Raw genomic sequence first — 12,038 nt, forward strand, 5'->3', positions numbered from 1 at the left:
CCAGACGGCGTGCAGAGCGTCAGAGGATGTGTTTACCGTTGACCGGAGACGCGGCCTTTGCCGGTGCCAGTTTTGCGGATGCGATTGCTTCTTCGGTATTGATGTCGTGTGCACGTCTGATGCAGTTACGGCCATCACGCTTGGCTTCGTAGAGGGCGAAATCGGCTCGCAATAGCATGTCCGGCAGCCGGTCGCCGGGACCGGCAGCGCAGATGCCGAAGCTTGCCGTCATCCGGCCTTGGCGCAATGGGGGTACGGTGGTGGCCGCCATTGCCGCGCGCAGCCGTTCGCCGATCGCTTCCGCATCGTCGAGCGAGGTTCGCGGCAAGAGAATACAGAATTCCTCGCCGCCGATACGCGCTGCAAGATCATAGGGGCGAAGGCAGGTTCTGACGATTTCGCCGGTTGCCACCAGTACCCGGTCGCCTGTCTCGTGGCCATGGCCGTCATTGATACCCTTGAAGCGGTCGAGGTCCAGCACGATGATCGACAACGGCTCTCCCTGCCGTTCAGCGCGTGCCAGCTCTTCGGCGGCGCGTTCGTTCAGCCAGCGGCGGTTGCCGAGGCCTGTCTGGAGGTCGGTCATGGCCTGGTGGCGCAGCTTGCTCATAAGCGTTTCGGTTTCCGCCACCATGGCCGTCACCGTCGATGCCAGAAGGCCGATCTCGTCCTTGCGATCTATCTGCATACGGACAGGAGTGCCGTTGGCGCGGTAGATCTTGATTGCCTGCGCCAGTTGGCTGAGCGGGCGGATCATCCACCAGAGGCTCAGGAGGCATATCGTCGTTCCCGCCACCGTGGCGGCGAGAAGCAGAAGCAGGACCGGTTCGGGCTCCGCTCCATTGCCCCCCGCAAGATAGACGATGAACACCAGTAGCGGTACGTGCACGGACACGAAGCAAATCGCGAAGACCTTGATGGTCAGAGACGTTTGCACCATGCGGGTCAGCCTCGAAGACATCGGAATCATTCCGAGCTTTCCTCCTCTGGAGATTGGATTCGGGGGCAAGCTAGAAAGTTGGCTTTAAAGTTCAGGTTAACCATTTCGTTAAAATGCAAACATTCACAGCCCTTGTCGTATTATGATACGGGATCAGTATTTCGCGGCTGAAACGAGTTGTGGGCGAGCAGATTAACCATAGGTCAAGAACTTGATTTAATTTCGGATCAGGTCATTTTCGCACCATGTTGGGTCAGTATTCATGGGCCGCAGTAACGAGGGGGAGCAAATGCTTCTAATCCGGCGGATCATGGCGTTCGTGTTTATGGCAGGCGCCTTTCTTTCAATCAGCCGGACGGCCGAGGCCGGTTATGCGCATTACATCTATGATGTGCAGAGCGGGAAGGTGCTTGCCTCGCAGAATGCGGAGACCATCAATCATCCGGCCTCGCTGACGAAGATGATGACCCTCTATCTGACCTTCGAGGCTTTGCGTACCGGCCGTCTTCGCTGGGACGACAGGATCGTCATGACGAAGAATGCTGCGTCGAAAATTCCCTTTAAACTCGGCGTACCGGCAGGCCAGACGATTACCGTGCGCGAGGCGGTCTATGGCATGGCAATCCGCTCCGCCAATGACGCGGCTGCTGCTATGGGCGATCATCTCGGCGGTTCGGAAGAACGTTTCGGCGTGCTGATGACGAAAAAGGCGCGCCAGCTCGGCATGCGCAATACGGTTTTTCGAAATGCATCGGGCCTGCCGGACAATGCACAGGTGACGACGGCCCGGGACATGGCGGTGCTGGCGCTTTCGCTCATCCGAGACTATCCGCGGGAATACAAGATCTTCTCGCAGCGCTCCTTCAGCTTTCGCGGACGCACGATCAAAGGGCATAACAACCTGATGTATCGCTATCCGGGCATGGATGGCATCAAGACCGGCTTCGTCAACGCATCGGGCTACAATCTCGCCAGCGCCGTCGTGGTCAACGGGCGGCGTTATATCGGCGTCGTGCTTGGTGGCAATACGGCGCGCCAGCGCGACAACCGCATGGCGGAACTGCTCGATCAGGCTTTGCCGGGCGGCGGTCTTCCGGGTGTTGCTGTCGCGACTTCGGGCCAGCAGAAACGTCCGGCCGAGGGCGTTGCCGCCTTCACATCCAATGCGCCGACACCTCGACCGCGTACCGAAATCATTCTTGGCGGGACAACGGCGAACGCTGCAAGCGTTACGCCTTACGCCACGGTTCCGCAGGCTGCACCGGTACAAAACATCATCCAGCAGGGCGGGCCGCTCTGGGATATCCAGATCGCCGCGGCCGGAAGCCAGGCCGCAGCCACGGGTGCGCTCAATTCGGCATTGCCGCTGCTTGTCGATTTTGGCCAGATCGCACCAAGCGTCCAGGGATCGAGTTCGGGTGGCCGTGAAGTTTTTCGCGCCCGCCTGACCGGATTTGTCGATCGAGACGCTGCTGCGCGGGCCTGCTCGGTTCTGCAGAACCGGTCAATCGACTGCTTCGTCGTGCGCTAGCAGGTTACTCCACCCGCTCGTGCGGATAGACGCCCCAGAGATCCGCCTGGGCGACGTAACCTGACAGGCGACGTGTCTGCAGCGACACATCGCACCATGAACCGTCGCAATTCCTGATGTTCAATCGCACGGATGGGGCGAGTTCGGCGATCACCGAAGCCGACGGGCGAGGTGCGTCATGCAGTTTGACGGATTTTGCCATCCACGGGCCGACCACGGCCGTGCGTCTGCCTGACAAGAGAGGCGCAAACATCCAGCCGCTGGTTCCATCCTGATCCCTGACCTGCCGCCAGTTGCCATATTCCTCGATGATCTCGAGCGGTAATCCACGGGTCGAATAGACCCAGTTGGTCGCATAATCCGTCGACGGGCCTACGCGCATATGGGCATTTGCGGATTTGATCGATGCAAAGCGGGGGACGGGGTAACCCGTCACCCTGCCGGTTCTGAACCCTGCACCAAGACTGCCGGCCGCACTTGTAGACTGTACTTCGCTGGCTTCTATCCTGGCTGCAAGAGGCAGGCAGAGCGCAGCCGCCAGCGTGACGGCGACAAGGCCGCGGCGAATTCCTGTCCGTGTCATACTGGCGTGCAGCTCCGTTCTGCTGATGCTCAAGCCGGTCTCATCAGCGGCACTTGCTCACTTCCTGCAGTGCAGCGGTCACGCCGCTGAGCGAATAGGTGTAGTTGGTGGCGGTGCCTCGGCCGGAGGTTGCCTGTACCGTCATCCGGCTTCCGCCACGCATCGCATTGACCAATACCGGCTCACGGCTCTGGTCGCGCACCCATGCCGTGTTGTCGCGAGGAGCAAGATCGAACCTCTCGCTATCCACGGCAACCGTGACATCCGAACCCTGTCTCAGCGCATAGCCCATGATCGCCTGCGGCATGTAGGATTGGCCCTGCGGCGAGATCAGGAAGAAATTGTCGCCGTGATTGACACTGGAGGGTGCGGAACTGGTTGGAACCGACAGGGCATAACAGCTGGTGCGGCCATTGTTGCTATAGGAATATACGCCCCAGGCTTCGAACTGCTTGATCCGGGTGGGCTGTGCCGCACTGGCGGCGGCTGCCGAGACGAGGGTGAGGGCGAGTGCAAGAGCTGCAGTTTTGGTGCGCATGATATCTCCACAAAAAAACACGAACAGACCCGGGAGATGGGCCTAGCAAATTGAGAGGCCATACAAGGCTTCCACGGTTAGCGAGAGGTTAATTTGTGTGTCAATTCGATGATGCGTGCGGTCACAAAGGGGTGACCGCAGTTTGTGTGGAAGATGGTAATTTATTGTTTTTATATGTAAATTATGCGCATTCGTAATTGCGGCAAGCGTTTTCGCGCAGTCGTTGCCAGTGATTGTGATGCCGATCAGGAGCCTTTGACGACAGCGGTGAAGCGAGGCCGTGTGAAGGCGTTTTCAGAATAGGTGACGGTTCCGAAGCCGAACAGGGCGGAGAGCGCGGTATATTGCGTTATGCCCTCAACGAAAATGATCGAGTCACCGGCGGGGATGGTTGGCAAGGTGGTCGTGTCCAGCTTCTGCGTGGGCAGCAGAGCTGTCGTGCCTGCCTTTTTCGTCCAGTCAGCGGTGTATTTTCCATTCTTCCAGATGACGCTGGTGATGCGCAGCGCGTTCGGCATCGACTTGTCTGCCTGTAACGCGGCAAAGGTGCCATAGGTCTTGGTGAAGAAGGTATCGTCCATCGTCATCTGGCGCGCAACAATATCCGCTACGATGCCATTTGCCTCGACGATCCGGTTATAGGAGCGCAGCAGGTCATAGAGCGTCGTTGCACCCAGAAACAGCAGGATGATGATCGGAACTGTCAGGGCGAATTCGATGCCGGACGTGCCGGACTCGTTCGACAGGAGGCGCTTTGCGTAAAACTGTCTGGTCATATCGGCTCGTTGACGAAGGCGAAGCTTGAGGTGAGGCGCATGGCGCCGGTATTGTCTTTCGGCACGGAGAGCCCGTAGCCGATCCCCGGAATCATCGGATCGACGACAAAACAGGCACGGGCGAAGACAAGCTGCGAGGTCTGCCCCGCATGATAGGTGGTGACCGGATCGATCGCCACGCTTCGGTCGACGCAAGGCGTGTCCGAGGAGGGGAAGTCCGCTGCTGTATCGATCGGCGTCAGTTCCAGCCGCAACGCTTTCTCGCAATTGGCCAGGATGAAGGCTTCGTCACAGACCTTTTGCTTGTACTGGGTGTAGCTCATCGCGGTCGTGCCGATCTGCACGGCGCGCGATGCGCGACTGAGACCACGGTCGAGCATGATCGACTGCGTCATGATCCAGCCGGCCTCAAGCACGGAAAACAGGAGAGCGAGAACAAGCGGTACCAGCAGCGCGAATTCGACGGCGGCACTGCCGCTTCGGTCGGCCAGGTGAAGGCGAAGCCGGCGGGTCACTGGGTCAGTCTCAGCTTCTTGATCGAAATGGAGATCGATTTGAAGGCATCGGTGATGTTCGAGCCGGATGTCGGGTAGTAGTGCGCGGGGCTGGTGGCGCAGTTGGTCATCTGCGTTGTCGCATTGCCTGACACTTCAAAACCGATGGTGAAGATGGTGACACCTTTCGACTTGGCCGTGGTGCAGACATTGGCAAGGCGCGTCGCGTTAGTGGAGGAGGAGGATATTTCCTTGTTGTCCGGCTTCTGGGTTACCGGGCGGCTGTAATCCTTCGGCCGAAACTGCTCGGTAATCGCTCCATCGGTCTTCAGCACGATAACCTTCATCGTATCCGCATCATTGAAGGCGGCGGGTCGATCGGAGAACTTGCTGTCCATCTTTCCGGCCGCCAGCACCGCTGCAAAGACGCTCTTGGCTGAGGGGTTGAGCAGCGTATAGCCCCATTGCATGGCATTCTGGGTGCCGGTGCCGTCATGCATTTCGAGTGCGTCTATCTTGGTCTTCAGTGCGGTTGCATCATTGGAAAGATAAGTGATCGAGGTGCTTTCCATCGGACACCACCAGGGGCGCATGTCGGTTCTGCCGAAATTCCAGTGGGTGAAATGCGGCACCTGGGCGGCGCTCTTGAAGACCATCGGGTCGGCGCCATAGGCGGCATTCGTCTCGCCAAGCTCGAAGCAGGAGGAATTGGAGTGGTCGCGCTTGCCGCCCAGCTTGTCGAACACCGCTGCACCGACATTCACATGGCCGGCGTAAGGCACGATGCTGATCGTCGTGTATTCCTTGGTGTCGTCGGTCAGCATCTGGTCGATGAAGGCTTTTGCCGCCGTTCTCAGGTTCTTGATCCGGTTGTTGCTGATCATCGAGCCGGACATATCGAGCATCAGCGACATTTCGATATTCTGCTTGGCTTCCTGCGCAGTCGAGACGGCACTCACCGTCAGCTTGTCAACGCCGACGAGCTTGATGAAGGACGTGTCGATCGTATAGCTGGCGGAGGCCTTGACGAGGCGCTGGTTGAGGCTGTTCTGCCGCTCGAAATCGAGATTGACTTCATTGGCATAGCTCAGGTTCTTCAGGTAGTCCTGAAGCACGGCCTTGGCCTCGCGGGTCTGCGTCAGCGATGCGGCTGCGAGCACGCCGCGGTCCAGCCCATCCTGAAGCTCGACGCGGATCGTCTCATAACGGGCGACATCGACGCCCGCTCCGCCGAGCGCGATAAGCGGCACCATAGCCAAGCCAAAGATCATGCCCACGTTTCCGCGCGCATCCGCACGGAAAGCCTGAAACCGACGCCAGATCATGAATGCCCCCATCAAATCGTGGAGGATATTCGCGTCCTATAATTTACAAACTCGTGAATAACGCGCCGGGCCCGCAGGCAAATATTAGGGCTTGGTTTCTGACGAGTTACTGAATATTAGGCTTAATATATATCCATAAACATTGTCATATTTCTGTGTTGCCGCCGTCCGCATTGTTCCATTGTGCGAATTCCTTCATCAGCCCTTCGAAGGCATCGAGCGGCGGGAATTCCGGGTAACCGTGCACCGCACCGCTCTGTGCCCAGGGGAATTTCGTCGAGGTGTAGGTTTCAACGAAGGGGGCGAACCATGAGGCATCGTCGAGCATGGTTGGACGCAAGTTGACGAAAAAGTCCATGCCGACCATGCGGGTGAAGATCCAGCTCTTGCAGCGCGGGCAGTGGTAGTGGTGGATGTCATCGCCATGCGCACCGCCGATTACCGGTTCGCCGGCGATCACTTCGAAACCGGCGGTGGGGATTGCTGCCGAGCAGGAGAAGGCACTGGCGCTCATCTTCTGGCAGCCCCTGCAATGGCAGGCCATGGTGATCATTGGCGGGGCAGTGATCTTCACACGCACCTTGCCGCAGCGGCAGGAGCCTTCGGCGGGCAGTTTCATCTGTGGCATGGCTATCTCCTCCATCTTGGGTGAAGGAGATAGCGCAGGGCGGTTGTGAAGTCAGCCGTTCTCAGAGGATATCAGGCGGGGCGTTTCGGGATTTCCAGGCCACGCTGCACGGCCGGACGAGAAAGCCCACGTTCCAGCCATTTCGGCACGTTCTTCAGCTCGTCATAAGCGATAAGCTCACCGGCGCCGTAGAAACCGATCAGGTTACGCACCCAGCCGAGCATGGAAATGTCGGCGATCGTGTATTCGTCACCCATGACCCAGTCGCGACCTTCCAGCCGCGTTTCGAGCACACGGATCAGCCGGGCGCTTTCCTTGGCGTAGCGGTCGCGTGGGCGCTTGTCCTCGATGTCCTTGCCGGCGAATTTGTGGAAGAAACCGAGTTGGCCGAACATCGGGCCGATGCCACCCATCTGGAACATAACCCACTGGATCGTCTCGTAACGCCTTGCCGGATCTGCGGGCAGAAGCTTGCCGGTCTTTTCCGCCAGATAGATCAGGATCGCACCACTTTCGAAAAGTGCCAGCGGTTTGCCGTCCGGACCGTTCGGATCGAGAATGGCCGGGATCTTGCCGTTGGGATTGAGCGACAGATATTCTGGCTCCCAAGTCTCGTCGGCGCCGATATTGATGAAATGCGGCTCATAGGCCAGCCCGGTTTCCTCCAGCATGATCGACACTTTCACGCCGTTCGGCGTCGGGGTCGAATAAAGCTGCAGCACGCCCTTATCCTTTGGCGGCCATTTGGAGGTGATGGGGAAGGCGGAAAGATCGGTCATGGGCAGTTTCCTCACATGTCATTCGAGCTTCAAGACTCATTCGTGTCCTGAGGGGAGATGCGTAATAAATCCTCTGCCAATCTCACCGGCAAATCCATTCGTTCATGCAGAATGCTGATGACACCGATGCGACCGCCCGAGAGTTGGCGGAAGATAATATAGTGATGCTTGTAGCGGCTGAACCAGACGTCGATAGTGAGATCTTTGGGAGCGGACAGCGATGACGGCAGGCGACGCCAGAGGGACTTCTGTCGGGAGATTCTTTCGAGATGGCGATGCAGGCCGATGATATAGGTCTCGGCTTGTGCCTCTCCCCAGGTCGAGACCGTGTCCCACCACATTTGGTCCTGAGCCGCGTCTGCCGTAACGTAGAAAAGATAGGCGGCCATCCAATCTAGGCCCGCTTGTTACGGCGAATGACGTCTGCCGCAGATACCTCTCTGAATTCGCTTTCATCCGCCCGTAATCCGGGTTCGATGTGCTGTTTTAGCCAGTCCCAGGCTTCATCGTTTTTCTGGAGATCCTTGCGGATCAGCGCCCGAATATACTCACTGGCATTCTCATACAGTCCATTCTCGCCTGTCTGCTGGCGGATGTGATCCTGGAGCTTGCCCGTTACACGGACGTGAATGCTTTCCGAAGCCATTGCTTGTCCTTTCATTATGGCCACACTGTCGCAGATATTGCCAATAAATGCGACGCCTAGTTTTTCTGATGCATGCTGTCGGATCGGCGGTTACCTTCTCGTCTTCCAAGGGAGAAGGAGAGAAATATGCTGTATGCCATCCTGTGCTACGCCCATGAGGAAACCGTCTTTGCCTGGTCGAAGGAAGAGGAGGCTTCCGTCATGGAGAGGCTTCATGCGGTGCAGGAGCCGCTGGCGAAGGCCGGCAAGCTTGGCCCGGTCGGGCGGCTGATGCCGACAACGGCAGCGACCACGGTCAGGAAGGGCAAGGAAGAGCCATTGGTGCTCGACGGGCCTTTTGCCGAAACGAAGGAAGTGCTGCTCGGCTTCTATACGGCCGAGTTCGACAGTCTCGATGAAGCGGTGGCCTTTTCGAAAGAGCTGTCAGCGGTCAATCCCGGTTCGAGTTCCTACGAAATCCGGCCCTTCTATGTATTCCATCCGAACGAGATCAAAACGGCGGAAGGCGGATCGTCATGACGGATTTGGCCTATATCGAACTGGCGCTGACGGCGGCGCGGCCGCAGGCGCTTGGTGCTCTTCTGCGCTATTTCCGTGATCTGGATATGGCGGAGGAAGCGTTTCAGGAGGCCTGCCTTCGCGCAATCCGCACATGGCCCGACAAGGGACCGCCGCGCGATCCTGCCGCATGGCTGATCTTTGTCGGGCGCAATAGCGGCGTTGACCAGATCCGCAAACGGGCCAAGAATGAGCCGCTGCCGGAAGAGGCGGCGTTTTCCGATCTCTCCAATGCGGAAGAAGATATCGCCGACCGTCTCGATAATGCGCATTACCGAGACGATATCCTGCGGCTGATGTTCATCTGCTGCCATCCGGACCTGCCGAACACGCAGCAGATCGCGCTCGCGCTTCGGATCGTCTCGGGGCTGACGGTGCCGCAGATCGCCCGTGCCTTTCTCATTTCGGAAAGCGCCATGGAGCAGCGGATTACTCGCGCCAAGGGGCGTGTCGCCAAGGCCGGCGTCGCCTTCGAAACACCGGATGTACATGAGCGCGCCGAACGGCTGAAGACCGTCACGTCGATGATTTATCTGGTCTTCAACGAAGGGTATTCCGCCGGCATAACCAATCCGGACAGCGCTACCTTCTGTGATGAGGCGATAAGACTTGTCCGGCTGCTGCTGCGGATCTTTCCAGCCGAGCCGGAGGTCATGGGGCTGACCGCACTGATGCTGCTGCAGCATTCGCGTGCCGGGGCCCGGTTCGACGAACAAGGCCAGATCGTGCTGCTCGAAGATCAGGACCGCAGCCGCTGGGACAGGCAACTGATCACTGAAGCACTCGCCATGCTCGACAAGGCGATCCGCCACCGCAAGCCGGGACCTTATCAGGTACAGGCGGCGATCTCGGCGCTGCATGCGCGCGCTAGCCACCCGGAGGAGACCGACTGGGGTGAGATCACGCTGCTTTACGAACTTTTGGAAAAGCTCGCGCCATCACCTGTCATCACACTCAACCGGGCCGTTGCCCTGTCCAAGCTCAAGGGGCCGGATGCGGCGCTGGACCTGATCGCGCCGCTTGCGGAGAAGCTCGACGGATATTTTTATTTCCACGGTGTGCGCGGCGCCTTGCTGATGCAGACAGGCAAGAGTGGGGAGGCGCGAATTGCCTTCGACCGGGCGATCACGCTCGCCAATTCGCCGGCCGAATGCGCCCATATTCGCCAGCAGCTGGACAAGCTGAACATGCCGACGGCTCAGACCGTCTAGTCGAGAGTTTTACCGTCACACTGAGCTGACGAAATTAGATTCGTTGAAACCTGCGCTCGATCGTTGAACGGTGCAGGCCCACGATCCGCTCTCTATTAAGGACGCAGGTGGATGGTAACCATAGCCCCTCCGCCTTGCCGATTTTCGAGTTCCAGATGCCCGCCGTGAGCAACTGCAATGGCTTTTACAACTGAAAGGCCCAGCCCCGTGCCGCCCGTTTCGCGTGACCGGGACGGATCACCTCTCCAAAATGGATTGACGGCAACCGCCTCCATATCCTCGGGAAAACCGGGGCCGCGATCAAGCACGCGGATGATTACGCTTTCGTCCGGGAGTCGCTCTGTCTCACAACGCAGCCAACCGCCGGTTTCAGCATAGCGGCTTACGTTTTCCATGAGCGCCAGAACGGCCTGACGAATCCGTGAGGGGTCTGCGGATATGGGGGCGGGGTGCAGGCCTGTTTCGACCTCCAACCTGCTGGCGTCAAGCATGGGCTTGGCCGCCGAGAGAACGTTCTCCACGATTTCCGCCACATCGAGAATCTGGCGTTGCATCACGAGTTGCTGACCGATAGCCAACGACAGGGTGCGCAAGTCTTCCACAATCTTCCCCAGACCTTCCACCTGAAGCAGAAGATCGGCCAAGATTTTTCGATCCAATGGAAAAACGCCGTCGAGCATGCCCTGCAACGCGCCTTGCAGGATGGTAAGCGGTGTACGCAGCTCGTGCGCAACCGCCATGTTGTTGAAATGCAGTCTTTCTTCCATCCTTTCGAGGCTTGTCGCCAGCGCGTTGAATGTCTCGACAAGGCTTGATACTTCGGAAGTCCCGCTCGATGACGCAGAGACGCGAGCTGAAAAATCGCCAGACTTGAGGGCTTCGGCGGCAATCGTCAGATCTTCCAGTGGGCGTGCGATCCGTCTCGCCAGAAAGATGCCGATAACGGCGCAGACTAGGGCCGAAAGCAGGCCGCATATCAGAGCTGCAATCTGAATTTTGAAATCCGCCGGAGCTGCCTGCGCGTCAAAATATTCAACAAGGGTCTTGAGGGAGGCCTCATCCGGAACCCGACCCTCATTCAATATTCTGTATGCGGCCGCTGCTTCCGGCGGAAGACCATCGTTAATGCTCTCGTCTAGGTATTTGGAATACGATGTGACGCCAAGATAGGCGATGCCGACGCTCAGCATGAGCATTGTTGCAATCACAATCGCAGTAAGGGTGGCGAGCGGCAGGGCGCTGTATTTTCTCATATTCATTGGGGATCGGATAAACGATAGCCGACACCGCGCACGGCAGGGAAGAAACCAGTTTCTCCGATCTCTTCCAACTTGCGTCGAAGGTTGGAAATATGGGTGTCTACAGTCCGCACAAGCGCGTCACTTTCAGGCAAGCATGCGTCAAGGATATCGGCACGTCCGAATGCTTGGGTCGGGTGACGGATCATGTGTGCGAGAATCCGGAATTCGCTGAGCGTCAGGGACAAGGGGACACGCTGCCCGCCCCGGTTGATGAAGACCGCGTAGCTGCCGAAATCTACCTCTATCGTACGGAAACGGCGAATGGCGTCCTGCCGCTCTCCCAAAACTCGCCGCAGAACAGCCTTGACCCGCGCAACGACTTCCTGCGGGTTGAACGGTTTCACAACGTAATCGTCGGCACCCAAATGTAATCCGCTCAAGCGATCAATGTCGTCTGCAAGAGCCGTGACCATGATGACCGGCGTGGAACTCGTCTGTCGAAGGCGGGCCAGCACACCAAACCCGTCTATTCTGGGAATGCGTACGTCTAGCAATACAATGTCTGGCTTCAGAAGTGCGTGATGCTGCAGGGCGGTTTCACCGTCAGCGGCCTGCACGGTTCTGAAGCCCTCACGCAGCAGATATCCTTCAATTATCTTTGCTATTGCCGGCTCATCCTCGACGATGAGAACAAGATTGTTATTCATTTTAACGCCTTGCGGCCATTCATCTATTTTACATTGCGCCGCCAATACGTCGGACAATATGGGCTTCCGCAATTGCGGACA

General features: G+C 58.1%; 15 protein-coding genes. 3 read left to right on the plus strand and 12 right to left on the minus strand.

The genetic code is table 11. The features are described from left to right. Positions 1–19: 19 nt before the first annotated feature. Complete coding sequence (locus JZX87_RS16900; protein ID WP_206826908.1) at positions 20–961, minus strand: GGDEF domain-containing protein; 942 nt, start codon at positions 959–961, stop codon at positions 20–22. Between the two features lie 268 nt (positions 962–1,229). On the opposite strand from JZX87_RS16900, the gene JZX87_RS16905 reads away from it, so the two are divergent. Continuing rightward, positions 1,230–2,471 (plus strand): D-alanyl-D-alanine carboxypeptidase family protein, encoded by a 1,242-nt coding sequence (locus JZX87_RS16905; RefSeq protein ID WP_206826910.1) that lies wholly within the window; start codon positions 1,230–1,232, stop codon positions 2,469–2,471. Between the two features lie 4 nt (positions 2,472–2,475). Here JZX87_RS16905 and JZX87_RS16910 read toward each other — a convergent pair whose 3' ends face one another. From JZX87_RS16910 to JZX87_RS16950, 9 genes are all read right to left on the minus strand, one after another. Continuing rightward, positions 2,476–3,087 (minus strand): SH3 domain-containing protein, encoded by a 612-nt coding sequence (locus JZX87_RS16910; protein WP_286194794.1) that lies wholly within the window; start codon positions 3,085–3,087, stop codon positions 2,476–2,478. A gap of 10 nt (positions 3,088–3,097) precedes the next feature. Continuing rightward, positions 3,098–3,592, minus strand: a complete 495-nt coding sequence (locus JZX87_RS16915; protein ID WP_148145695.1) for an invasion associated locus B family protein — start codon at positions 3,590–3,592, stop codon at positions 3,098–3,100. Between the two features lie 245 nt (positions 3,593–3,837). Beyond that, positions 3,838–4,368: a TadE/TadG family type IV pilus assembly protein gene (locus JZX87_RS16920; RefSeq protein ID WP_206826913.1), complete on the minus strand. Its 531-nt coding sequence runs from the start codon at positions 4,366–4,368 to the stop codon at positions 3,838–3,840. Continuing rightward, the gene (locus JZX87_RS16925) at positions 4,365–4,883 is read right to left on the minus strand and encodes a TadE/TadG family type IV pilus assembly protein (RefSeq protein ID WP_206826914.1); all 519 of its coding nucleotides are present in this window, start codon (positions 4,881–4,883) and stop codon (positions 4,365–4,367) included. The genes JZX87_RS16920 and JZX87_RS16925 overlap by 4 nt, the downstream gene beginning before the upstream one ends. After that, positions 4,880–6,133, minus strand: a complete 1,254-nt coding sequence (locus JZX87_RS16930) for a TadE/TadG family type IV pilus assembly protein (RefSeq protein WP_206826916.1) — start codon at positions 6,131–6,133, stop codon at positions 4,880–4,882. The genes JZX87_RS16925 and JZX87_RS16930 overlap by 4 nt, the downstream gene beginning before the upstream one ends. Positions 6,134–6,332: 199 nt before the next feature. Continuing rightward, positions 6,333–6,815: a GFA family protein gene (locus JZX87_RS16935; RefSeq protein WP_206826918.1), complete on the minus strand. Its 483-nt coding sequence runs from the start codon at positions 6,813–6,815 to the stop codon at positions 6,333–6,335. Positions 6,816–6,886: 71 nt separating this feature from the next. Further along, positions 6,887–7,594 (minus strand): glutathione S-transferase N-terminal domain-containing protein, encoded by a 708-nt coding sequence (locus JZX87_RS16940; RefSeq protein WP_206826920.1) that lies wholly within the window; start codon positions 7,592–7,594, stop codon positions 6,887–6,889. A gap of 29 nt (positions 7,595–7,623) precedes the next feature. Further along, a complete protein-coding gene (locus JZX87_RS16945; protein ID WP_206826921.1) occupies positions 7,624–7,983 on the minus strand; it encodes a type II toxin-antitoxin system RelE/ParE family toxin in 360 nt (119 codons plus the stop codon). Between the two features lie 5 nt (positions 7,984–7,988). Continuing rightward, the gene (locus JZX87_RS16950; RefSeq protein WP_206826922.1) at positions 7,989–8,240 is read right to left on the minus strand and encodes a ribbon-helix-helix domain-containing protein; all 252 of its coding nucleotides are present in this window, start codon (positions 8,238–8,240) and stop codon (positions 7,989–7,991) included. Positions 8,241–8,366: 126 nt separating this feature from the next. On the opposite strand from JZX87_RS16950, the gene JZX87_RS16955 reads away from it, so the two are divergent. Continuing rightward, positions 8,367–8,759, plus strand: coding sequence for a YciI family protein (locus JZX87_RS16955; RefSeq protein WP_206826923.1), 393 nt, complete (start codon positions 8,367–8,369; stop codon positions 8,757–8,759). Beyond that, positions 8,756–10,009, plus strand: coding sequence for an RNA polymerase sigma factor (locus JZX87_RS16960; RefSeq protein WP_206826924.1), 1,254 nt, complete (start codon positions 8,756–8,758; stop codon positions 10,007–10,009). The genes JZX87_RS16955 and JZX87_RS16960 overlap by 4 nt, the downstream gene beginning before the upstream one ends. A 95-nt stretch (positions 10,010–10,104) precedes the next feature. Here the strand turns inward: JZX87_RS16960 and JZX87_RS16965 are convergent, their stop codons facing one another. Both JZX87_RS16965 and JZX87_RS16970 read right to left on the minus strand, forming a co-directional pair. Then, positions 10,105–11,268 (minus strand): ATP-binding protein, encoded by a 1,164-nt coding sequence (locus tag JZX87_RS16965; RefSeq protein WP_206826925.1) that lies wholly within the window; start codon positions 11,266–11,268, stop codon positions 10,105–10,107. Further along, entirely contained in the window at positions 11,265–11,957 is a 693-nt protein-coding gene (locus JZX87_RS16970; protein ID WP_148145935.1) for a response regulator, read from the minus strand. Before JZX87_RS16970 ends, JZX87_RS16965 begins: the two co-directional genes overlap by 4 nt. Positions 11,958–12,038 lie beyond the last annotated feature (81 nt).

It is taken from the genome of Agrobacterium sp. Ap1 (assembly GCF_017313375.1).
Lineage (GTDB): Bacteria > Pseudomonadota > Alphaproteobacteria > Rhizobiales > Rhizobiaceae > Neorhizobium > Neorhizobium cellulosilyticum.